The following is a 21,993-nucleotide window of genomic DNA, read 5'->3' as shown; positions in this document are numbered from 1 at the left end:
GACGGGAGTGCGAAATGCGACTTTGGCTGAAACTGGTGCTGGTGCTGGGGATGACCCTGGCGATCCTGGTGCCGCTGACGATGGTGCGCGGAGTGATCCACGAGCGGCAGGAATACCGCCAGCAGGCGGTGACCGACATCGCCCGCAGTTACGCCGGCCAGCAGTGGTTTGCCGGGCCGGTGCTGGTGGTGCCGTATCGGCAGTTGATCGAGGTGGAAGAACCCGACGCGACCGGCGTGGTGCGCAGGACGCGCCGCGTGCAGGACAGCCAGTGGACGTTCTTCCCCACCGCATTGACCGTCGACGGCGACCTCAGGCCCGGCATCCGCCAGCGCGGGCTGCACGAGGTCCGGGTGTACGAGTGGCACGCGCGCGCGAAGGCGTCCTTCGATCTGGTGATCCCGGCCGACCCCGGCCCGGAGCAGGCGCGCCGGATCGGCCAGCCCTACCTCAGCTACGGGATCGGCGACGTACGCGGGCTGGTGGGAACCCCGGAGCTGAAGGTCGATGGCCGCCGCCTGGCGCTCGAACAGGGCCAGGGCGTCCGTCGCGGCGAGGGTCTGCATGTGCGGCTGGACGTGCCGGCCGCAGGCGGGACACGTACCGTGCGTACCCGCCTGGACTTCGTGCTGGCCGGCACCGAACGTCTGGCACTGGTGCCGCTGGGCCACCAGAACCGGTTTTCGCTGGTGTCGAGCTGGCCGCATCCGAGTTTCGAAGGCAGCTCGCCGCGTACCCGGACGATCGACGCCAGCGGCTTCCGGGCCGAGTGGGACATTCCCGGCCTGGCCAGCAACGCGCAGCGCAACTTCCTGGAAGGCGTCGCGGCCGACCGGACGCGGGCAGGCGCCGGCGACGGGAGTGGACTGGCCGTGGAAAGCGTCGGCGTGTCGCTGGTCGACCCGGTCGATGTGTACGCCAAGACCGACCGCGCGACCAAGTACGGCCTGCTATTCGTGCTGCTGACCTTCATCGGGTTCTTCATTTTCGAGCTGACCCGGCAGTTGCCGATCCACCCGATCCAGTACGGCCTGGTCGGGCTCGCGCTGGCGATGTTCTTCCTGCTGCTGCTCAGCCTGAGCGAGCACTTCAGGTTCGGCTGGTCCTACCTCGGCGCCGGGGTCGCCTGCATCGGCCTGATCACGTTCTATCTCAGCGCGGTCCTGCGCAGCGTGTCGCGGGCGCTGGGTTTCGCCGCGATGCTGGCCACCCTGTATGCCGCGCTGTATGGATTGCTGGTGTCGGAAGACAACGCGCTGGTGCTGGGTTCGGGCCTGCTGTTCGTGGTGCTGGCCGCACTGATGACGATCACCCGCCATGTGGACTGGTACCAGTTGGCCGGGCGTCCATCGCCGCGCCCGCGGCGGTCCGGGCCGGGTTTGGGCGAGGGTTGATCCTCGCGTCCGCCGGCGCGTCCCACGGGAGGCGCCGGCGGTTCCAGGAGCGTGGGCGCGGCGGCTTCTCCGCGTTGGATTGCTGTTCACACGCCCGTATGCCGCCAGCCAGGCCCCGCGAAGTGAACCGGCGAGGGCGACAATATGACGATGGCGTGACGGCAACGGGCAACGCATCGACAAGGTTTGCCGAACATTAATAGGGGCTTCGATAGGCTGTGCCGTTCCCTGTTTCCGGTAATCCCCTTGCGCCGTCGCGAACTCCTGATCGCGGGTCTCACGCTGCCCCTCGCCGCCCTGCCAGGCGTCGGGATGCCGTGGCCGCTACGCAGCCTTGTCGGCGAAGGTCCGTTGCAGGACCAGCTGGCCCAGCCATTCACCCCCGACACCGTGCCCCGGCTGGCCCGCGCGCTGGCCGCGCAGCCCTTCCGGCCCGCTGCCGGGACATTGCCGGACTCGCTGCGCAGGATCGGTTACGACCAGTACCGCGACATCCGTTTCGATCCCAAACAGGCGTTATGGCGCGGACAGGGGCGGCCGTTCCAGGCGGAATTCTTCCATCGCGCCTTCCTGTTCGGCCAGCGGGTGGACATCCACCAGGTGGCTGATGGCCTGGCCATTCCGGTCGTCTATCAGCCGGGGATGTTCACCTTCGGCTCGGCGCCGGCACCGACCGAGACTGATCTCGGTTTTGCCGGGTTCCGCCTGCACGCGCCCATCAACACCCCCGACTATTTCGACGAGGTCTGCGCCTTCCTGGGCGCGAGCTATTTCCGTGCGGTCGCCAAGGGGCAGCTGTACGGATTGTCCGCACGCGGGCTGGCCTTGCGCACCGGGGACCCGGCCGGTGAGGAGTTCCCGTTCTTCAAGGCGTTCTGGATCGAGCGGCCCGAGCCGGGCGCGGCACAGATCGTGGTGCACGCGCTGATGGACAGCCCCAGCGCCGCGGCGTCGTTCCGGTTCGCGATCCGGCCGGGCGGGGAGACCGTGTTCGATGTCTCCATGCGCCTGTACCCCCGCGTGGCGCTGTCCCGGGCCGGGATCGCGCCGTTGACGAGCATGTTCCAGTTCGACTCCAGCGACCGGGTCGGCGTCGATGACTACCGCGCCGCCGTGCACGATTCCGACGGGCTCGCGTTGCTCAACGGTGCCGGCGAGCAACTCTGGCGACCGCTCCGCAATCCCGCGACCGTGCAGGAAAGCGTGTTCGAGGATCGCGGCCCGCGCGGCTTCGGGCTGATGCAGCGCAAGCGCGATTTCGCCGACTACGGCGACAGCGAGGCCCGCTACGACCGCCGCCCGGGTGCCTGGGTGGAGCCGCTCGGCGACTGGGGCGAAGGTGGGGTGCATCTGTTCGAGATGCCGACCGCCGATGAGTACCACGACAATATCGTTGCTTTCTGGCGTCCGCGCGGACCGCTGGCGGCCGGCCGCGAGCACCGTTTCGACTATCGCCTGCACTGGTGCGACCGGCACCCGTGGAACCCGGCGCTGGCGCGGGTGGAGCGCACCCGTATCGGCGCGGCGGGCGCCGGCACGCGGCGCATCGTGATCGACCTGGCCGGCGGCGCGCTGGCGGACCTCGCGGTTGCCGCAGCACCGCGCGCCGAGGTCGGCTCGAGCCACGGACGCGTGGCCAATGTCGTCGCCCACGCCGGTACCACCGCCGGCCGCTGGCGCATCGCCTTCGAGCTGGACCCGCCGGACGCCGCCGTCGTCGAACTGCGCGCCCGCCTGCTGGCCGAAAACGGCTCCTCCCTTTCCGAAACCTGGCTGTACCGATGGACCCCATGACCCCTGCCGATGTCGACCCGGCATCGACTGCCACCCCTCTGCTGCCGCCCGAGGCGCCGCTGGCGATGCCGCTGCAATCGTTCGACGAGGCCGCGCCGGCATCGCCCCGGTTGCCCGGCACGCCGGCCGACATTGTCTGGCGACGCGCCTGGGTCCTCGGCGGCACCGCGGGGCTGACCCTGCTGGCGACCTATCAGCTGTGGTGGGCCCTGCGCGGCGGCGGCCACGGCCCGTCCGAGTGGCTGGGCCTGGGGCTGTTCGCCTGCCTGTTCGTGTGGGTGGCGCAAAGCTTCACGAGTGCGCTGGCCGGCTTCGCCTTGATCGTCCATGGCTACCGCCGTCGCGGCCGGCTGGGCCTGGTCGATGCCGGGCCGCTGCCGCCGTTGACGACCCGCACCGCGCTGCTGATGCCGACCTACAACGAGGACCCCGAGCGGCTGATGGCGGGCCTGCAGGCGATCGTCGAGTCGGTACTGGCCACCGGGCGGGAAGCGTCGTTCGATTTCTTCGTGCTCAGCGACACCACCCGTGCTGAGTTGCGCGAGCGCGAGCTGGTGGCCTTCCAGGCCTTGCGCGACGCCATCGGCGGGCGGGCGAGGCTGTTCTACCGGCACCGCCCGAACAACCTGGAGCGCAAGTCCGGCAACATCGCCGAATGGGTGCAGCGTTTCGGCGCCGCCTACCCGCACATGCTGATCCTGGATGCCGACAGCCTGATGACGGGCAAGGCGATCGTCCGGTTGGCCATGGCGATGGAACGCCACCCGCAGGTTGGCCTGATCCAGACCCTGCCGGTGGTGGTCAATGGCGCCACCGTGTTCGCCCGCATGCAGCAGTTCGCCGGGCGCGTGTACGGACCGGTGCTGGCCTACGGCAACGCCTGGTGGCATGGCACCGAAGGCAATTACTGGGGGCACAACGCGATCATCCGCACCGCCGCATTCGCCGCCGAAGCCGGGTTGCCGAAACTGACCGGGCCGCGGCCGTTCGGCGGCAGCATCCTCAGCCACGATTTCATCGAGGCGGCATTGATGCGCCGTGGCGGCTGGGCGGTGCACCTGGTGCCGGGCCTGGGCGGCAGCTACGAGGAAGGTCCGCCGTCGCTGACCGACATGCTGGTGCGCGACCGCCGCTGGTGCCAGGGCAACCTGCAGCACGGCGGCGTGCTGCCCGCGAAGGGCCTGCACTGGGTCAGCCGCTGGCACCTGCTGACCGGCATCGGCCACTACATCACCGCGCCGCTGTGGGGGATGCTGATGCTGATCGGCCTGGTGACCACGATGGCGAACTCGGGCCTGCATCTGAGCGATCTGGCGCTGCCGGGCCTGGCGTCCCCGGCCGACTGGACCGGACCGGAGGGCATCGAGCGCTTCCTGTGGGTGTTCGTGCTGACCATGACGCTGCTGCTGGGGCCGAAACTGCTGGGCTTCCTGCTCACCCTGGCCGACCCCTGGGCCCGCCGCAGTTGCGGCGGCGCGGCGCGGCTGACGCTCGGCGTGCTGGTGGAAACCCTGCTGACGACGCTGATGGCGCCGGTGACGATGTACGTGCAGTCGCGCGGCGTGGCCGAGGTGCTGGCCGGACGCGATTCGGGCTGGGAGAGCCAGCGGCGCGACGACGGCACGCTGTCGCGGTCCGAGCTGCTGCGCCGCTACGGGGCGGTGACCGCGTGCGGCCTGGTGGGCGCGGTCTGGAGCTACGCGGTGTCGCCTTCGCTGATGTTGTGGATGTCGCCGGTCCTGCTCGGGCTGGTGTTGTCGATGCCGCTGGTGGTGCTCACTTCGGCGCCCGGACCAGGGCGGTGGTTGCGGCAGCTGGGCGTGTTCCTGACCCCCGAGGAGGTGGCGCCGCCGCCGGTGCTCGCGCGGGCGCAGGGGTTGCGTGGTTCCCTGGTCGCGGCGAAGCCGGGGGCATTGTCCGCATCCGGAGGGCGGTCGTCGGCAGAGACGCTCGCCGATCTGGAGCCGAATCCGGTCTGATCTGATCTGGTCTGGTCTGGTCTGGCCGGCCGGCGCTGCAGCCTACTCGGTATCGATGCGCAACCTGATGCCGAGCGGAGCGATGCTGTCGGGTTCGCTTTCCAGGTCGGCCTTCAGCAGCGGCCGTGCATCGAACCAGCGGTGGGCGAGGGTCAGGGTCAGCTGATCGCCGTCGGCACGGGCGTCGAGTTGCGGGATCGGGTCGATCTCGTGCGCGCGGTGGATCAACACCGCCAGCCGCAGCAGCGCCGAGGTGTGGCGCACGGCCGGCAGCAGGCGGTCGGGCAGGGCGTCGAACACGTGTTTGGGGATCTTGCGTCGCTGGGTGCGCACCAGGGCCGCGAGGAACTGCTGTTGCTGACGCGAGAAGCCGGCGATGTCGCTGTGCTCGATCACGTAGGCGCCATGCACGTGGTAGTGGCTGTGGGCGATGGCCAGGCCGAGCTCGTGCAGGCTGGCCGCGCGGCTCAGCATCAGGCGGTCGTCGGCGTCGAGATGCCAGGTTCCGGCCAGCTGGTCGAACAACCGCAGCGCGGTGCCCTTGACGCGTTCGGCCTGGGCGGTGTCGGTGCCGTAGCGCTTCATCAGCGCGGTGACCGACGCATCGCGGGGGTCGTCGTCGCCGCCGCGTTCGAGCATGTCGTGGAGCACGCCTTCGCGCAGCGCCGCCTTGCTGACGGCCATGCGCTGCAGGCCCAACGCGTCGAACGCCGCCTCCAGCACCAGCAGCCCGCCGGCGATCACCGGGCGGCGCTCGGCGGACAGGCCCGGCAGGTCGATCGCCTCGATCCGCGAGGCCTGCAACAGCCGGTCGCGCACCTGCGGTATCGCGTCGGCCAGGACCGAACCCTTGGTCAGCTTCATCGCCGCGCAGATGTCGCCGATCGCCTTGTTGGTGCCGGACGTGCCGATCGCGTCGTCCCAGCCCAGCTCGCGGTAGCGGGCGGCGAACTGCTGGAACTCGGCGGTGACCTCGGTCCGCGCGTCGCGCCAGCGCCTGGGGGTGATCCTGCCGTCGCCGAAGAACCGGCGGGTGGTGGCGATGCAGCCCAGTTGCAGGCTCTCGCGCTCGATCGCCTCGAAGCCGCTGCCGATGATGCATTCGGTGGAGCCGCCGCCGATGTCGAGCACCAGCCGCAGCCGGTCGCGCTTGGACGGTTGCGCATGGGCGACGCCGAGATAGATCAGGCGCGCCTCCTCGCGGCCGGCGACAACTTCGATCGCGTGGCCCAGCGCGCTCTCCGCCGGCATCAGGAACGCCTGCGGCGCGGCCAGCCGGCGCACGGTGTTGGTCGCGATGGCGCGCACGCGCTGCGGTGGAATGCCGCGGATGCGCTGGCCGAACCGCGCCAGGCACTCGTAGGCGCGCTGGCGGGCTTCCGCCGACAGTCCGCCGCGGGCATCCAGGCCTTCGGCCAGGCGGATGGTCTCGCGCAGGCGGTCGATCACCCGCAGCTGGCCGAGCAGGTATTGGGCGACGACCATGTGGAAGCTGTTGGATCCCAGGTCGATCGCGGCCAGCAGGTCGCCGTCCTGCAACGGCAGGACGGTGGTCGGAGAGGGGTCCGTCATCGCGGCATGATCGATCATCCGCAGAGTTTGGCCAACAGGCAGGCCTGTGCCGAATGCGGCGTGGCGCCCTCGGCACGCGGCACGCGGGTGTAACCGCCGTCCTCGCCCAGCGACCAGGCGTTGAGGTTGTCGTCCAGGTAGTTGCCCAGTGCTTCGTCGAACACGCGTGCGGCCAGTTCGGGATCGAGTACCGGGAAGCAGGTTTCCACCCGCCGCAGCAGGTTGCGCTCCAGCCAGTCGGCGCTGGCGCAGAACAGTTCCGGCGCGCCGTCGTTGGCGAACCAGTACACCCGGCTGTGCTCGAGGAAGCGGCCGACGATCGAGCGCACCCGGATGTTGTCGCTGATGCCGGCCACGCCCGGGCGCAGGGTGCAGGCGCCGCGCACGATCAGGTCGATCTGCACGCCCGCCTGCGAGGCCAGGTAGAGCGCGCGGATCACCCGCGGCTCGTTGAGGGCGTTCATGCGGGCGATGATGCGCCCGGTCCTGCCGGCGCGCGCATTGTCGGTTTCCCGCTCGATCCGCTGCAGCACCCCGGCATGCAGGGTGAACGGCGATTGCATGAGCCGCTTCAGCGTCATCGACGGGGCCAGCCCGGAGAGCTGCTGGAAGATCAGGTGGACGTCATTGCCGATTTCCGGATGGCTGGTGATCAGGCCAATGTCGGTGTACAGCCGCGCGGTGCCGGCGTGGTAGTTGCCGGTGCCCAGGTGGACGTAGCGGCGCAGCTTGCGGCCCTCGCGGCGCACCACCAGCATCATCTTGGCGTGGGTCTTGTAGCCGACCACGCCGTACACCACCTGCACGCCCGCCTCCTGCAGGCGATCGGCGAAGCCCAGGTTGGCTTCCTCGTCGAAACGCGCGCGCAGCTCGACCACCGCGGTCACGTCCTTGCCGTTGCGCGCGGCCTGGATCAACGCCTCCACGATCGAGGAGTTCTTGCCCGACCGGTACAGGGTCTGCTTGATCGCCAGCACGGCCGGGTCCTCGGCCGCCTGGCGCAGCAGCTCCAGCACCGGGGTGAACGCGTCGTAGGGGTGGTGCAGCAGCACGTCGCCCTTGGCCACGGTCTCGAAGATCTGCTCGCTGCCCGGCAATGCGCGCGGCTGGAAGGGCGGGAATTTCAGTTCGCTGCGATCGACCAGCCCATAGACCTGGATCACCCGGTTGAGGTTGACCGGCCCCTTGATCCGGTAGACCGCGTTCGGCGGCAGGTCGAACTTGTCCAGCAGGCTGCGCACGATCGGCTCCGGACAGTTCTGGGCGATCTCCAGCCTGACCGCGCGCAGGTAGCCGCGGCCGACCAGTTCGTCGCGCAGGGCCAGGGCGATGTTGTCGACTTCCTCCTCGTCGACCAGCAGCTCGGAGTTGCGGGTGACCCGGAACTGGTAGGCACCCTCGACCTCCATCCCCGGAAACAGCTCATCGACGAACGTGGACAGCACCGCCGACAGGAACACGAAGTCGTGCGGGCCGCCGCTGACCTTCGGCGGCAGCTGGATGATGCGCGGCAGCGAGCGCGGCGCGCGCACGATCGCCAGCCCGCCCTTGCGGCCGAAGGCGTCGCGACCGTTGAGCACCACCACGATGTTCAGCGACTTGTTGAGGATCTTCGGGAACGGGTGGGCCGGGTCGAGCCCCAGCGGCGACAGCACCGGCATCACCTCGTCGCGGAAGTACGCCCGCAGCCAGCGGGTCTGCCGTGCATTCCAGTTGCCGCGGGCGAGCACGCGCACGCCGCTGGCGTCCAGCTCGGGCCGCAGCACCCGGTTCCAGCAGTCGTACTGCGCCTCGACCAGCTCGGCGGCGCGGTCGTGGATGCGCGCCAGCACGGTGGCGGGCGACAGGCCATCGGGGCCAGGCACCAGCCCCAGGTCCTGCGCGTGCTGCAGGGTGCCGGCGCGGATCTCGAAGAATTCGTCCAGGTTGGTGCAGCTGATGCACAGGTATTTCAGCCGTTCCAGCAATGGCACCTGCGGATCCTGCGCCTGGGCCAGCACGCGGAAGTTGAAGTCGAGCTGCGACAGTTCGCGGTTGAAATACAGCGAGGCATCGCGCAGCGGGTCGTTGTCGGCGATGTCGCTGTACAGGCCGACGTCGAGCGGGGCGTGCTCGGGAGCGATCTGCTCCAGTTCGACGTGCGTCGGCGGCAGTGGCTTGCGTGCCGGGTCGGCGGGAGCGTTCATGCGGGGGCCTCGCTGGAAGTGGGGGCGGTGCCCCCAGAGGTGTCGGATCTGCGTGCGCGCAACCGCTCGGCGCCGAAATGGCAGGAAAACGTGCTGCCGCGGCCGACCTGGCTGCGGATCTCCAGCCGCGCCTGGTGCCGCTGCAGGATGTGCTTGACGATCGCCAGTCCCAGACCGGTGCCGCCGCTGTCGCGCGAGCGGCTGGTGGATACGCGGTAGAAGCGCTCGGTCAGCCGCGACAGGTGCTCGGCGGCGATGCCCTGGCCGCTGTCGATCACTTCCAGCACCGCGCCGCGGGGGCGTCCGGCGACCCTTCCGTCAACCGCATCTTCGGTGCGGAAGCGGATGACGATGTCGCCGCCGTCGGGCGTGTAGCGCACCGCGTTGCCGACCAGATTGGAAAACGCGCTGTGCAGCTCCCGGCTCGAGCCCCACAGGTCCAGATCAGCGCTGTCCTCGACCTTCACACGGTGCCGGTCCTGGCTCAGGGCCATCGCCTCGCGTCGCAGGGTATCGAGCATCCAGCCCATCGGGACGGTTTCTTCCGCCGTGAGGGCGTCCTGCGACTCCAGCCGCGACAGCGCCAGCAGGTCCTCCACCAGCTGCGCCATGCGCTGCGACTGGCGCTGCATCTCGCCGAGCATCGGGGCGAGTTCCGCGTGCTCCCCGGGGTCGATCATGTCCAGATACCCGTGGATCACGGTCAGCGGCGTGCGCAGTTCGTGCGAGACATTGGCGACGAAATCGCGCCGCATCTGCTCCAGGTGCAGCAACCGGCTGACGTCGCGGGCCACCAGCAGCCACAGGTTTTCCGAGTACGGGATCAGCCGCAGGTTCAAGCGGATGGCGGGATTTCCCGGGGCGCCCACTTCCAGCGTTTCGGCATGGCGGCCGGAGGCCAGCCAGTGGGCGAGCGGCAACGGTTGCAGGCGCTGCACCAGCGGCGCGCCGATTTCGTCGGGGTAGCGCAGGCCCAGCAGCGAGGTGCCGGGCTGGTTGAACCACAGAATCCGCTGGCTGTTGCGGTCCACCACCACGATCGCATCCGGCAGCGCGGCAGCGGCGGCCCGGTAGGCACGCAGCATCTCGATCAGGCGGCGCTTGCGGCTGCGCATCTCGGCCTGGCCGCGGTACAGCAGGCGGTCGAGCTCGTGCCAGGCGCCGGGCGCGTCCGATGGTGCCGGGCGATGACGCAGCATCAGCCGCTGCGTCAGCCGCTCCAGTTTCCAGCTGTGCCAGCCGAGCATCGCCATCGCGGCCAGTGCCACGGCCTGCCACGGGTAACCGGAGGCCAGGCCCAGCGCAGCCGCCAACCCCAGGCCCAGCGCGAACAGGCCGAGCGTACGGAGCCAGACGGGGCGGACAGGCGGGGTCATGGCCCAAGTATCCAACAGTTGTCCGCCGCGGGTTTCAGGCGTCGATGGTGACCGAAAAACGGTAGCCGGTACCACGGACGGTCTGGATCATCCGGTCCAGGCCGCTGGCCTCCAGGGTCTTGCGCAGGCGCCGGATATGCACATCCACGGTGCGTTCCTCCACATACACGCTGCCGCCCCAGACGTGGTCCAGCAGTTGGGCGCGGGAGTACACGCGCTCGGCGTGGGTCATGAAGAAATGCAGCAGCCGGTATTCCGCCGGGCCGATCGGGATCGCCTGCTCTTCGCCCGTGCCGTCGCCATCGGCCTCGGCAAACACCCGATGCGCTGCGCCATCGATACGCAGCCCGCCAAGGCGGATGCTGCCGTCCTCGTCGTCCTCGCGGGAGCGCCGCAGGACCGCGCGGATGCGGGCCAACAGTTCCCGCGCGGAGAACGGTTTGACCACGTAATCGTCCACGCCGGCCTCCAGCCCGCCGACGCGGTCGTCCTCCTCGCCGCGCGCGGTGAGCATGATGATCGGGATCTCGCGGGTCAGGCTGTCCTTGCGCCAGCGACGGGCCAGCTCCAGCCCGCTGGTGCCCGGCAGCATCCAGTCCAGCAGGATCAGGTCGGGAATGCGCTCGGCAATCGCGGCCTGTGCCTCCAGCGCGTTGCCGGCGTGGATCGGCTCGTACTCGGCCTTCTTCAGCGCGAACGCGACCATGTCGCGGATGGCGGGTTCGTCTTCGACAATCAGGATGCGTTTGTGCACGGGTCACCGCTGACAGGGAGGGGGCGCGAGGGGCCGACGGCGGCCGGCCGCGGATGGCGGTCGATGGCCTGGGTCGATGGCCTTGGCGTCGTCGCAGTACATCACCATGTTGTGACACTGCGATGACAGCCGCGTTTCTGGCGCATGGCCAGGGTGCATGTCCTGACAGCGTGCCCTGACTGCAACGTGTCCGCAGTTGCCGGTTTACGGCGAGCGTTACTTGCGTTCCAGCACCTGGTCGTGGATGCCCTGGCGGTGCAGCTCCAGCACGGTCGGGGTGATCCGGGCGATGCGGGCCTCGATCCGTGCACGCGCGTAGTAGTCCACTTCCGGGCGCTTTTTCAGGCTGTTCAACTGCACCAGTGCCTGCTCGGCGCGACCGCTCAGGAAGGCCGCCTCGGCGTAGGCCTCGCCGGCGCGGATCGGCTCGCCGGCAATCTCGCTGGCACGGCCGAAGGCGCGCTGGAATTCGGGGTCGGCCGCCGAGCGCCCCGCCAGCGGCCGCAATACCGCCTGGGCGCGTTTCCCCGCCTCCACCGTGTTGCGCTCCAGCAAGGTGCCGGCATAGGTCAGGGCGACGGCGCGGTTGTTGGGCAGGCGCCGCGAAAGGGCCTCGAAACGGGCGTCGGCCGCGGCGTGGCGACCGCTGCGCGACTCCGCCTCGGCCAGGCCCAGACTCACCCAGAGGTCGTCAGGGCGCTCTTTCAGCAGGCCCGCCAGCAGATCCACGGCCGCCGCCGGCTCGCTGGCGCGCAGCCGGGCGATGGCCAGGCCATAGCGCTGGGCCGGATCGAGTTTCCCGCGCTGTGCCATCTGCTCGTACTCGCGCACCGCCGCCCGCGGTGTGTCGGCACTGAGCACGCGCAGGCGTTCGCGGGCGAGGTCGAAATATCCGGTACCGCCGCTGCTGGTGACGGTGTCGATCGTCAGCCCGCTGGGCAGCAGGGGGTTGTCGGTGGCGATCGGGCCGGCGCGGAAGCTGGCCGATGCGCCGGCGATCCGGTCGGCGCGCTCCTTCGCCTCGCTGATGCGGGTGGTGGTGACCGGGTGGGTCATCAGGTAATCGGGGATGTCGTAGGCCCCGGCGGCATTCACCCGCGAACGGGCCTGCATGATGGTGAAGAATTCGGCCATCGCCTGCGGGTCGTAACCGGCGCGGGCAAGGGTCTGGATGCCGATCCGGTCGGCCTCGTGCTCGTTGGAACGGGTGTAGTTGATCTGGCGCTGCTGGGCCAGGCCCATTGCCGACATGATCGCGGCCTGGGTGGCTTCGCCGGAGGAATTGCCGCCTGCCGCCTGCGCCGCCACGATCGCACCGAGCATCGCCAGCAGGATCGGCAACTGGTCGCGCTGCGCCCGCTCCACGCCGCGCAGGACGTGCTGCTGGGTGACGTGTGAAATCTCGTGCGCCAGCACCCCCGCCACTTCGTCTTCGCGATCGGCCGCCAGCACCAGTCCGGCATTGACCCCGATGTAGCCGCCCAGGGTGGCAAAGGCGTTGATTTGGCGCTCGCGCAGCATGAAGAAGGTGAACGGCTGGCGCGGCCGGTCGCTATTCGCTCCCAGACGGGTGCCCAGGCTGTCCAGCCAGCTGTCGATCAGCGGGTCTTCGAGGATGTAGTCGTAGTGGCGCAACTGCGCCAGCATCATCGCGCCGTACTCCTCCTGCTGGTGCGGCGTGAGCAGCTCGCCGGCGGAAGAGCCGATATCGGGCAGCGAGTCCTGCGCCGGGGCGCAGAGGCTGGCCAGGCCAAGGGTGAGGGCGGCGGTCAGCAGGACGATGCGGCGCAAGCGGGACTCCTGGGGTCGGGGCAGGCAGGCCTGGGTGAGCGAGCTGGAGTGGAAGCAGGTCAACGGTTGCGAGGATGCGGCTTGCTGGAGCAGGGTGGGTGAATTGCCGGTTAATCATTGCCGGCCAATCCGGGTATGTTGTCGGACACCGATCCGGCTGGTGGTCAGGCGTCACGGCGGGCCGGCACGCCTGGCTGGAAAAACCCGTTGCCCGCTCCCATGTAGGGGCATGATCTTTCCAATGGTGCATGGTCAGACCATACGACCATCCACCCGTCCCCAAGTTCATTGCAGGAGAAGCCAGTTGAACAATGTTGCCACCGCCAAGCCCGAAATCGTCATGTACACCAGCGCGACGTGCACCTACTGCGTCGCCGCCAAGAACTTCCTGAAGAGCAAGGACCAGGAATGGACCGAGGTGCGGATCGATCTGGATGCCGCCGCGCGCGAGAAGATGATGACCCTGGCCAAGCGCACCAGCGTGCCGCAGATCTTCGTCGGCGACACCCATGTGGGCGGCTTCGACGACATGATGGCGCTGCACCGTGCCGGCAAGCTGGAGCCGTTGCTGGCGGGTGGTGCATGAGCGATCCGTCTGCACCGGAAGATCGGGCTGTCGAGGGCTTTGCCGAGTTCCGGCAACGCATGAACGACCGCATCCTGGCCGAGCCCAACCAGGTCGTGCGCCGGTTTTTCGCGCTCGATACCCAGACCTACAAGGCCGGTGCCCTGGACGTGAAGACCAAGGAGCTGCTGGGTCTGGTGGCTTCGCTGGTGCTGCGTTGCGACGACTGCATCAGCTACCACGTCGCCCAGTGCCATGAAGCCGGTGCCACGCGCGAGGAGATGTTCGAGACGTTCTCGGTCGGGCTGGTGGTCGGTGGTTCGATCGTGATCCCGCACCTGCGCCGCGCGGTCGATTTCCTCGACCGGCTGGAACAGGGTGGAGCGGCCGCCCCGCCCGCGCATGGGCACGACTGAAGCCGGAAACGGACCTGTATGTGCCGGGATGGCTTGATGCCTCCCGGCGGGATCAGCGCTGCAATTGCGGCTTTCCGGTCGCCCGGGCCTGCAGGAAATCCCTGATTCCGGCACAATTACGGGGCTGACCCCTACCCCGGCGCCGCATGGTTGATGCGGTAGCGCCCATCCAGTTGGAAGAAGATCCCCTATGACGCAGACGATTACGGTTATCCGTGGCGATGGCATCGGCCCGGAAATCATGGACGCCACCCTCTATGTGCTCGACGCGATGAAGCTCGGCCTGGAGTACGAGTTCGCCGACGCCGGCCTGGTGGCGCTGGAGAAGACCGGCGAGCTGCTGCCGGCGGTCACCATGGACTCGATCCGCAAGAACCGCATCGCGCTGAAGAGCCCGCTGAGCACGCCGGTAGGCGGCGGCTTCTCGTCGGTCAACGTCGAGCTGCGCAAGCGCTTCGACCTGTACGCCAACGTGCGTCCGGCCAAGTCGTTCCCGAACACCAAGTCGCGCTTCCCTAGCGGTGTCGACATCATCACGGTGCGCGAGAACACCGAAGGTGCCTACAGCGCCGAAGGCCAGGAAACCGCGGCCGACGGGCAGAGCGCGACCTCGATCACCCGCACCACCCGCAAGGGCTCGGAGCGCATCGTGCGCTACGCCTTCGACCTGGCGGTGAAGACCGGCCGGAAGAAGGTCACCGTGGTGCACAAGGCCAACATCCTCAAGTCGACCTCCGGCCTGTTCCTGAAGACCGCGCGTGAAGTCGCCGCGCTCTACCCGCAGATCCAGTGCGAGGAAATGATCGTCGACAACGCCTGCATGCAGCTGGTGATGCGTCCCGAGCAGTTCGACGTCATCGTCACCACGAATCTGTTCGGCGACATCATCTCCGACCTGTGCGCGGGCCTGATCGGCGGTCTCGGCCTCATTCCGGGGGCCAACATCGGCAACGACGCGGCGATCTTCGAAGCCGTCCATGGCACCGCGCCGGATATTGCCGGCCAGGGCAAGGCCAATCCGTGCGCGCTGTTGCTCGGCGCCTCGCAGATGCTCGATCACCTGGGCATGACGGACAAGGCGCTCAGGGTGCGCGAGGCGATCGTGGCGACGCTCGAAGCCCGCGACAGCCTGACGGCCGACCTTGGCGGCACCGGCAGCACGATGGACTTCGGCAAGGCAATCGCCAGCCGGGTTTGATCTGGCTGGTTTGATCATCAGGCTGGCTTGACCAGGCACAATTTGACCGGGCCTGGTTTGGCCAGGGCGGCCCGGGCCTGAGGGTATGGGCCCGCATGGGGCCGGCCTGCCATCCACCAGCTCCACAGCTTTACGTCCACAGCTTCAATTCGGACCGAACGGGGTGCCTTGAGGGCGCCCCGTTTTTTTGTGCGCGCGGCGATATCCAGCATCCCATTCCTGCGCTCGACAGCGGCCCGCCCAGTCGGCACACTGCGCGGCTTGCTCCTTGTATCCGAATAAAGCGATGAATGATTTTTCCCGCCCGGATCTTTCGGTGCGTCCCAGTGCCGTAGCGCTGCTGCCGCTGCTGCTGTTCCTGGCGCTGTTCTTCGGTGCCGGGCTGTATTTCACGGCGCAGGGCGAAGCGATGGGTTTCTACCAGCTGCGGGCCCCGGTCGCGATCCTGCCGGCGCTGGCGCTGGGCGCCTGGATCGCCTGGCGCCGCAACATCAAACCGGTGGACACCCTGTTGGCCGGCATGGGACACAGCAACGTGATGCTGATGGTGCTGGTTTTCCTGATGGCCGGTGCGTTCGCCACCGTGTCCAAGGCGATCGGTGCGGTGGATGCGGTCGTCGCGCTGGGTCTGGGAACCCTGCCGCCGCAGCTGATCCTGCCGGGGCTGTTCGTCGTCGCCAGCTTCGTGTCGTTGTCGATCGGCACCTCGATGGGCACGATCGCCGCGGTGGTTCCCATCGCGACGGGCCTGGCGGACGCGGCCGGGATGGACAAGGCGTTGGTGCTGGGCGCTGTGGTCGGCGGCGCCATGTTCGGCGACAACCTGTCGATCATCTCCGATACCACCATCGCCGCTACCCGCAGCCAGGGTTGTGCGATGCGCGACAAGTTCCGCGAGAACTTCAGGATCGCGCTGCCGGCGGCGGTGGCCACGATCGTGCTGCTCGCGTTCCTCGGCGACGCCGCGCCGGTGGCGACGACCCACCAGGCCGCTTCGGCGTGGCTCGTGCTGCCGTACCTGGCGGTGCTGGCGCTGGCGCTGCTCGGGCTCGACGTCGTGCTGGTGCTGGCCATCGGGCTGTTGCTGGCAGGCGTGTTCGGCTTTTTCATGGCCGACGGTTACGACGTGGTCAGTTACGCCAGCGACATCTACACCGGCTTCGAGGGAATGGTCGAAATCACGCTGCTGTCGATCCTGATCGGCGGCCTGGCCGCACTGATCAAGGCCAGCGGTGGCCTGGCCTGGCTGGCCGCGACGATCGCCCGGTTCGCCCGCGGCAGCCAGGGGCGCCGTGCCGGCGAGCTCAGCATCGCCGCGCTGGCGGTCGGCGGGGATGTACTGACCGCCAACAACACCGTGGCGATCCTGGTCGGTGGCAGCCTGGCGAAAGACATCGCCCAGCGGCACGGCGTGCCGCCGCGCCGCGCGGCCAGCATCCTGGACATCTATTCATGTGTCGCGCAGGGCGTCCTGCCGTATGGCGCGCAGATCCTGCTGGCCGGGTCGCTCGCCGGCCTGTCGCCGCTGCTGATCGCCGGCAAGGTCTGGTACTGCTGGTTGCTGGCCGTGGTGGCGATCGGCTTCATGCTGTGGCCCTCGCGGGTTGAGCTGCCGGCAGGCAGGGAGGGCGCGCTTGCGGCGGGTTCTGCCAAGGCCCGGGAACCGGAATGAAAAAAGGGCGCCTTGAGCGCCCTTTTTCTGTGTCGCGACGGCGGTCGTCAGCGCGACTGCAGCTTGGACAGCAACCGCAGGAACTCGATGTACAGCCACACCAGCGTGACCATCAGGCCGAACGCGCCGTACCACTCCATGTACTTCGGTGCCCCCTGCTCGACACCGGTTTCGATGAAGTCGAAGTCCAGCACCAGGTTCAACGCCGCGATCACGACCACCACCAGGCTGAAGCCGATACCGAGCAGCCCGGACTCGTGGATCATCGGGATGTTGATGCCGAAAAAGCCGAGCACCATGCTTGCCATGTAGACCAGGAACACGCCGCCGGTGGCGGCGACCACGCCGAGTTTGAAGTTCTCGGTCGCCTTGACCAGCCCGGAGCGGTAGGCGAACAACAGCGCAAACAGGGTGCCGAAGGTGAGCAGTACCGCCTGCATCACGATGCCTTCGTACATGTGGTTGAACATCGCCGAGATCGCGCCGAGGAAGAAGCCTTCCACCAGCGCATACAGAGGCGCAGTGACCGGTGCCCATTCCTTCTTGAAGATCGTGACCATCGCCAGCACCAGCCCGCCGATCAGGCCACCCCACATGTAGGGCTGGGCACCCACGATTCCGGCTGGCGTGCTCACCTGGCTCCACGCAAACGAGGCGGTCAGCACGCACAGCAACAACAGCATGCCGGTCTTGTTGACCGTGCCGTTCAGGCTCATCACGTCGCTGCGGCCGCGGACGATCGTCCCACTGTGCAGGTCGAGGAAGCTGGCGCCCTTCAACGCCGGATTGCTGCTGCGGATCATGCATGCCCCCTGGGCGGTCATAGTGCGATTGCGCAAGCATACATCGGGCGCCATCACGGGTATCCGGGCATTGACACCGGGCCGGACTGGGCACAGAATGGCCGGCCTTTCGCGGCATCGGCGTGCTACGAAAGCCCGGATCGGGGCATAGCGCAGTCTGGTAGCGCATCTGGTTTGGGACCAGAGGGTCGGGGGTTCGAATCCCTCTGCCCCGACCACTTGTTCAACGGCGTCGGTAGGATTCACGCAGGCGCCCGTAGCTCAACCGGATAGAGCATCTGCCTTCTAAGCCGATGGTTGCAGGTTCGAGTCCTGCCGGGCGCGCCAACCGTGCAATAATTGCGTCACGTTGTCTGCAGTCGTTTTCCTGTGGTGGATGTAGCTCAGTTGGTTAGAGCATCGGATTGTGATTCCGAGGGTCGCGGGTTCGAATCCCGTCTTCCACCCCATCGTTTTTTTGGTTGTTGCTGTACAATTTTGCGAGTTGCGGGCCGTTAGCTCAGTTGGTAGAGCAGTTGACTCTTAATCAATAGGTCGAAGGTTCGAATCCTTCACGGCCCACCAAAATTGAAGCACCTGGTTCGCGCCAGGTGTTTTTTTTTGCCCGTCAGCGGCATAGGGTTGTCATCGCCGGTTCGGCCGCGGTGGTCCCGGCCGTCGCGGCAGGCAACAGGCGAAAGTGGCGGAATTGGTAGACGCCCTGGTTTTAGGTACCAGTGCCGCAAGGCGTGGGGGTTCGAGTCCCCCCTTTCGCACCATCCAGGCAGGCCGGAACGTCGTCGCGGGTGGCAAACCACTGGAAGCGACGGCCGGAATCCGCCAAACTAGCGCGTTCGGCCGCCGGCAGAGTTCCGGCTTTCCGCGGCCAGCCAGACCCAACAACTATCGTGCCGTCGGCATCCGCCACGGTTGCAGGAGTGGATATGCAAGTTTCGGTCGAATCGCTCGGTGCCCTTGAACGCCGCATGACCTTCAACCTCCCGGCCGACCGGTTCGAGAGCGAGGTGGGTGGCCGCCTGCGCGAGATTTCGCGCGGGGCCAAGATCAAGGGGTTCCGTCCCGGAAAGATTCCGGCCAAGGTCATCGAACAGCGCTTCGGTCCTCAGGTCCGCGCTGAAGTCCTCGACAACCTCGTCCGCGAAACCTTCGGCAGCGCGGTGCGCGAGCAGTCTCTGCAGATCGCGGGCAACCCGTTCATCGAACCTGCGGGTGATGCGGCTGCCGAGCTCGCCTACGTGGCGACCTTCGAGGTGGTGCCGGACTTCGGCGAGATCGACGTAAGCAAGCTCAATGTCGTGCGCCACACCTCCGAGGTGAAGGATGAGGACATCGACACGATGGTCGAGAACCTGCGCCTGCAGCGCCGCACGTGGAACGTGGTCGAGCGGGCCGCGCAGGAAGGCGACGCGGTCGAGCTGGAGACGTTCTCCACCGTTGATGGAGAGCGTCTGCCAGCCGAGGGTGCCGAGCGTGGCACCACCGTCATCGGCTCCGGTGCGATGTTGCCGGCGATCGAGTCGGCGCTGGTCGGCATGAAGGCGGGCGAGTCCAAAGACACCGAGATCGAATTCCCCTCCGAGTGGCGCGTGCCGCAGTTCGCCGGCAAGAAGGTCCTGGTCAGCCTGACGGTCGGCAAGGTGTCCGAGCCGGTCCTGCCGGACGTGGATGAAGCGTTCATCAAGAGCTTCGGCATCAAGAGCGGCGATGCGGAGCAGTTCCGTGCCGATATCCGCAGCAACCTGGAGCGCGAGCTCAAGGGCGCGCTGATGAGCCGCCTGCGTCGTGAGGTCGGCGAGCAGCTGATCGCTGCCTACTCGGAGCTGGAAATGCCGCCGAAGCTGGTCGAGAACGAAGCCCGCGACATGGCCAACCAGGCGGCCGAGCAGGCGCGCCGCCAGGGCCGCAACGTCGAGCTCCCGGCCGATGCACACCTGCAGTTCCTCGAGCCGGCGCGCAAGCGCGTGCTGGTCGGCCTGCTGGTCGGCGAGGTCGCGCGCGCCAACGCGCTCAAGCTCGATCCCAAGCGCGTCAACGAGACGCTCAACCTGATCGCCTCCACCTACGAGGAGCCGCAGCAGGTCATCGAGCTGTACCGCAATGACCGCCAGCTGATGACCAACCTGCAGGGGCGGGTGATGGAGGAGCAGGTGATCGACTGGATTGCCGAGCGCGCCCAGCACACCGAGCAGCCGCTCGCTTTCGCCGAGGCGATCCGCCAGTAAACCGGTTGCCTGAACCGCAATCCCAACGGTGCCTGCCTTCAGGGCGGGCGCCGGGCGCCTCTTGCGCTATGGTCCGCTCGACCCCACGTTGATCGGGTCCGCCCATATAACGTCAGCCAAGGTGCCGTCTTGATGGAAAACCAAACCAAAGCCCTCAACCTCGTGCCGATGGTGGTCGAACAGACCAGCCGTGGCGAGCGCGCGTACGACATCTATTCGCGTCTGCTGAAGGAGCGGGTGATCTTCCTGGTCGGTCCGATCGACGACCACGTCGCCAACGTCATCGTTGCCCAGATGCTGTTCCTCGAGGCGGAAAACCCCGAGAAGGACATCAGCCTGTACATCAACTCGCCCGGTGGCGTGGTCACCGCCGGCATGGCGATCTACGACACCATGCAGTACATCCGTCCCGACGTGAGCACGATCTGCGTCGGCCAGGCGGCCTCGATGGGGGCGTTGTTGCTGGCATCGGGCGCGAAGGGCAAGCGTTACGCGCTGCCCAATTCGCGGGTGATGATCCACCAGCCGCTGGGCGGCTTCCAGGGCCAGGCCACGGATATCGAGATCCACGCACGCGAGATCCTGGCGCTGAAGCAGAAGCTCAACGAGGTGCTGTCCAAGCACACCGGGCAGCCGCTGGAAACGATCGCGCGCGATACCGAGCGTGACAACTTCAAGGGCGCCGAGGCCGCGCGCGACTACGGCTTGATTGATGAAGTGCTGGAGCGCCGTCCGGAAGAGTCCATTCAGGCAAGCTGATTTTTCGTGCGGACGGAACAGTGGACGCACGTCCAACCTGTTGATTACAAAGAAAATTATCGGCGCCCCTCCGTCATTCGGGCGGGTTGGGGCGCTGTGCTATTCTCAGGCCCGAAACACGCATGAACACGTTCGTCTGGCGGCAGTCGCCGATGAGCGTTCTGCACATGATCATTCAGGCAAGCGCATGACCGATGACAGACAAGGCCGTGGTACCGGCGACAGCAACAAGATTCTCTATTGCTCGTTCTGCGGCAAGAGCCAGCACGAGGTGCGCAAGCTGATTGCGGGCCCCAGCGTATTCATCTGCGATGAATGCGTCGAGCTGTGCAACGACATCATCCGCGAAGAGCTTGAGGAAAAGGCCCAGTCGGCACGCAGCCACCTGCCCAAGCCGAAGGAAATCCTCGAGATCCTCGACCAGTACGTGATTGGCCAGGCGCGGGCCAAGCGCACGCTCGCCGTGGCGGTCTACAACCACTACAAGCGCATCGAGAGCCGGCAGAAGAACGACGACGTCGAACTGGCGAAGTCCAACATCCTGCTGGTCGGACCGACCGGTTCGGGCAAGACGTTGCTGGCCGAAACGCTGGCGCGGATGCTCAACGTGCCGTTCACGATGGCCGACGCGACGACCCTGACCGAGGCCGGCTATGTCGGCGAGGACGTCGAGAACATCATCCAGAAGCTGCTGCAGAAGTGCGACTACGACGTCGACAAGGCGCAGCAGGGCATTGTCTACATCGACGAGATCGACAAGATCTCGCGCAAGTCTGACAACCCGTCGATCACCCGCGACGTGTCGGGCGAGGGCGTGCAGCAGGCGCTGTTGAAGCTCATCGAAGGCACCGTCGCCAGCGTGCCGCCACAGGGCGGGCGCAAGCATCCGCAGCAGGAGTTCCTGCAGGTCGATACCCGCAACATCCTGTTCATCGTGGGCGGTGCGTTTGCCGGACTGGACAAGATCATCCAGCGGCGCAGCACCGAAGCCGGCGGCATCGGTTTCGGCGCGAAGGTGAAGAGCAGCGAGCGCAAGATCGAGATCGGCAAGGTGCTGGCGGAGGTGGAGCCGGAGGACCTGGTCAAGTTCGGACTGATTCCCGAGTTCGTCGGCCGCCTGCCGGTGGTGGCGACGCTGGAGGAGCTGGATGAGGAGGCGCTGGTCACCATCCTCACCGAGCCCAGGAACGCGATCACCAAGCAGTTCAAGAAGCTGTTCGAGATGGAAGAGGTGGAGCTGGAGTTCCGCCCCGACGCGCTGGTCGCGATCGCGCGCAAGGCGCTCAAGCGCAAGACCGGCGCGCGCGGCCTGCGAACGATCGTCGAGTCGGTCCTGCTGGACACGATGTACGAGCTGCCATCGCTGGAGAACGTCAGCAAGGTCGTGGTCGACGAGTCGGTCATCGAGCACAAGGCCGAACCGTACCTGGTCTACGAGACCCCATCGGCGGCACCGCAGAAGGCCGCCTCCGGCGACTGAGCCGGCCGTTGCCCCCGGTTTTGCCTGTCAGC

General features: G+C 67.5%; 16 protein-coding genes and 5 tRNA genes. 15 read left to right on the top strand and 6 right to left on the bottom strand.

Annotated elements, in window-relative coordinates; all coding sequences use genetic code 11:
• Window positions 1-14: 14 nt before the first annotated feature.
• From creD to mdoH, 3 genes are all read left to right on the top strand, one after another.
• The gene (gene creD, locus N792_RS03785) at window positions 15-1,394 is read left to right on the top strand and encodes a cell envelope integrity protein CreD (RefSeq protein ID WP_036192705.1); all 1,380 of its coding nucleotides are present in this window, start codon (window positions 15-17) and stop codon (window positions 1,392-1,394) included.
• Between the two features lie 312 nt (window positions 1,395-1,706).
• Entirely contained in the window at window positions 1,707-3,188 is a 1,482-nt protein-coding gene (locus N792_RS03780) for an OpgD/OpgG family glucan biosynthesis protein (protein WP_052103466.1), read from the top strand.
• Window positions 3,185-5,167, top strand: a complete 1,983-nt coding sequence (gene mdoH / locus N792_RS03775) for a glucans biosynthesis glucosyltransferase MdoH (protein ID WP_191150503.1) — start codon at window positions 3,185-3,187, stop codon at window positions 5,165-5,167. Before N792_RS03780 ends, mdoH begins: the two co-directional genes overlap by 4 nt.
• A 42-nt stretch (window positions 5,168-5,209) precedes the next feature.
• Here mdoH and ppx read toward each other — a convergent pair whose 3' ends face one another.
• From ppx to N792_RS03750, 5 genes are all read right to left on the bottom strand, one after another.
• Window positions 5,210-6,739: an exopolyphosphatase gene (gene ppx / locus N792_RS03770; protein ID WP_036192970.1), complete on the bottom strand. Its 1,530-nt coding sequence runs from the start codon at window positions 6,737-6,739 to the stop codon at window positions 5,210-5,212.
• Window positions 6,740-6,753: 14 nt separating this feature from the next.
• The gene (gene ppk1, locus N792_RS03765) at window positions 6,754-8,925 is read right to left on the bottom strand and encodes a polyphosphate kinase 1 (RefSeq protein ID WP_084105364.1); all 2,172 of its coding nucleotides are present in this window, start codon (window positions 8,923-8,925) and stop codon (window positions 6,754-6,756) included.
• Window positions 8,922-10,301: a phosphate regulon sensor histidine kinase PhoR gene (phoR, locus tag N792_RS03760; RefSeq protein WP_036192704.1), complete on the bottom strand. Its 1,380-nt coding sequence runs from the start codon at window positions 10,299-10,301 to the stop codon at window positions 8,922-8,924. The genes ppk1 and phoR overlap by 4 nt, the downstream gene beginning before the upstream one ends.
• Before the next feature lie 34 nt (window positions 10,302-10,335).
• A complete protein-coding gene (gene phoB / locus N792_RS03755; RefSeq protein ID WP_036192703.1) occupies window positions 10,336-11,055 on the bottom strand; it encodes a phosphate regulon transcriptional regulator PhoB in 720 nt (239 codons plus the stop codon).
• A gap of 216 nt (window positions 11,056-11,271) precedes the next feature.
• Window positions 11,272-12,846 (bottom strand): M48 family metalloprotease, encoded by a 1,575-nt coding sequence (locus N792_RS03750; RefSeq protein WP_036192966.1) that lies wholly within the window; start codon window positions 12,844-12,846, stop codon window positions 11,272-11,274.
• 340 nt (window positions 12,847-13,186) lie between these two features.
• Between N792_RS03750 and grxC the strand changes: the two genes are divergently transcribed.
• From grxC to N792_RS03730, 4 genes are all read left to right on the top strand, one after another.
• A complete protein-coding gene (gene grxC / locus N792_RS03745; protein ID WP_052103464.1) occupies window positions 13,187-13,432 on the top strand; it encodes a glutaredoxin 3 in 246 nt (81 codons plus the stop codon).
• Window positions 13,429-13,827, top strand: a complete 399-nt coding sequence (locus tag N792_RS03740; protein ID WP_036192701.1) for a carboxymuconolactone decarboxylase family protein — start codon at window positions 13,429-13,431, stop codon at window positions 13,825-13,827. Before grxC ends, N792_RS03740 begins: the two co-directional genes overlap by 4 nt.
• Before the next feature lie 190 nt (window positions 13,828-14,017).
• Window positions 14,018-15,025 carry an isocitrate dehydrogenase gene (locus tag N792_RS03735; protein ID WP_036192700.1) on the top strand — a complete coding sequence of 336 codons (1,008 nt, stop codon included), beginning with the start codon at window positions 14,018-14,020 and terminating at the stop codon, window positions 15,023-15,025.
• A 286-nt stretch (window positions 15,026-15,311) separates the two neighbouring features.
• The gene (locus tag N792_RS03730; RefSeq protein WP_052103406.1) at window positions 15,312-16,697 is read left to right on the top strand and encodes a Na+/H+ antiporter NhaC family protein; all 1,386 of its coding nucleotides are present in this window, start codon (window positions 15,312-15,314) and stop codon (window positions 16,695-16,697) included.
• A gap of 47 nt (window positions 16,698-16,744) precedes the next feature.
• Here N792_RS03730 and N792_RS03725 read toward each other — a convergent pair whose 3' ends face one another.
• On the bottom strand, window positions 16,745-17,500 hold the full coding sequence (locus N792_RS03725) for a Bax inhibitor-1/YccA family protein (RefSeq protein WP_191150504.1): 756 nt from the start codon (window positions 17,498-17,500) through the stop codon (window positions 16,745-16,747).
• A gap of 141 nt (window positions 17,501-17,641) precedes the next feature.
• On the opposite strand from N792_RS03725, the gene N792_RS03720 reads away from it, so the two are divergent.
• The 8 genes from N792_RS03720 (at window position 17,642) to clpX (ending at window position 21,961) form a co-directional block, all read left to right on the top strand.
• Window positions 17,642-17,718, top strand: a tRNA-Pro gene (locus tag N792_RS03720).
• 32 nt (window positions 17,719-17,750) lie between these two features.
• Window positions 17,751-17,827 (top strand) — tRNA-Arg (locus tag N792_RS03715).
• A gap of 45 nt (window positions 17,828-17,872) precedes the next feature.
• A tRNA-His gene (locus N792_RS03710) sits at window positions 17,873-17,949 on the top strand.
• Window positions 17,950-17,988: 39 nt separating this feature from the next.
• Window positions 17,989-18,064: transfer RNA gene (locus N792_RS03705), tRNA-Lys, on the top strand.
• Between the two features lie 109 nt (window positions 18,065-18,173).
• A tRNA-Leu gene (locus tag N792_RS03700) sits at window positions 18,174-18,258 on the top strand.
• A gap of 165 nt (window positions 18,259-18,423) precedes the next feature.
• Window positions 18,424-19,722, top strand: coding sequence for a trigger factor (tig, locus tag N792_RS03695; RefSeq protein WP_036192699.1), 1,299 nt, complete (start codon window positions 18,424-18,426; stop codon window positions 19,720-19,722).
• 132 nt (window positions 19,723-19,854) lie between these two features.
• Window positions 19,855-20,481 (top strand): ATP-dependent Clp endopeptidase proteolytic subunit ClpP, encoded by a 627-nt coding sequence (gene clpP, locus N792_RS03690; protein WP_036192698.1) that lies wholly within the window; start codon window positions 19,855-19,857, stop codon window positions 20,479-20,481.
• A 187-nt stretch (window positions 20,482-20,668) separates the two neighbouring features.
• Complete coding sequence (gene clpX / locus N792_RS03685) at window positions 20,669-21,961, top strand: ATP-dependent Clp protease ATP-binding subunit ClpX (protein ID WP_036192697.1); 1,293 nt, start codon at window positions 20,669-20,671, stop codon at window positions 21,959-21,961.
• Window positions 21,962-21,993 lie beyond the last annotated feature (32 nt).

The sequence above is a fragment of the Lysobacter concretionis Ko07 = DSM 16239 genome (genome assembly GCF_000768345.1).
Classification (GTDB): domain Bacteria; phylum Pseudomonadota; class Gammaproteobacteria; order Xanthomonadales; family Xanthomonadaceae; genus Novilysobacter; species Novilysobacter concretionis.
This window is presented reverse-complemented; position numbering and strand designations above follow the sequence as displayed.

Bases quoted from the DNA above. Each gene is read 5' to 3' on its own strand.
- ppx (WP_036192970.1), bottom strand. From the start codon at position 6,739: ATGACGGACCCCTCTCCGACCACCGTCCTGCCGTTGCAGGACGGCGAC.
- clpX (WP_036192697.1), top strand. From the start codon at position 20,669: ATGACCGATGACAGACAAGGCCGTGGTACCGGCGACAGCAACAAGATT.
- N792_RS03730 (WP_052103406.1), top strand. From the start codon at position 15,312: ATGAATGATTTTTCCCGCCCGGATCTTTCGGTGCGTCCCAGTGCCGTA.
- phoR (WP_036192704.1), bottom strand. From the start codon at position 10,301: ATGACCCCGCCTGTCCGCCCCGTCTGGCTCCGTACGCTCGGCCTGTTC.
- tig (WP_036192699.1), top strand. From the start codon at position 18,424: ATGCAAGTTTCGGTCGAATCGCTCGGTGCCCTTGAACGCCGCATGACC.
- grxC (WP_052103464.1), top strand. From the start codon at position 13,187: ATGTACACCAGCGCGACGTGCACCTACTGCGTCGCCGCCAAGAACTTC.
- ppk1 (WP_084105364.1), bottom strand. From the start codon at position 8,925: ATGAACGCTCCCGCCGACCCGGCACGCAAGCCACTGCCGCCGACGCAC.
- N792_RS03780 (WP_052103466.1), top strand. From the start codon at position 1,707: ATGCCGTGGCCGCTACGCAGCCTTGTCGGCGAAGGTCCGTTGCAGGAC.
- N792_RS03740 (WP_036192701.1), top strand. From the start codon at position 13,429: ATGAGCGATCCGTCTGCACCGGAAGATCGGGCTGTCGAGGGCTTTGCC.
- mdoH (WP_191150503.1), top strand. From the start codon at position 3,185: ATGACCCCTGCCGATGTCGACCCGGCATCGACTGCCACCCCTCTGCTG.
- N792_RS03725 (WP_191150504.1), bottom strand. From the start codon at position 17,500: ATGATCCGCAGCAGCAATCCGGCGTTGAAGGGCGCCAGCTTCCTCGAC.
- N792_RS03735 (WP_036192700.1), top strand. From the start codon at position 14,018: ATGACGCAGACGATTACGGTTATCCGTGGCGATGGCATCGGCCCGGAA.
- clpP (WP_036192698.1), top strand. From the start codon at position 19,855: ATGGAAAACCAAACCAAAGCCCTCAACCTCGTGCCGATGGTGGTCGAA.
- creD (WP_036192705.1), top strand. From the start codon at position 15: ATGCGACTTTGGCTGAAACTGGTGCTGGTGCTGGGGATGACCCTGGCG.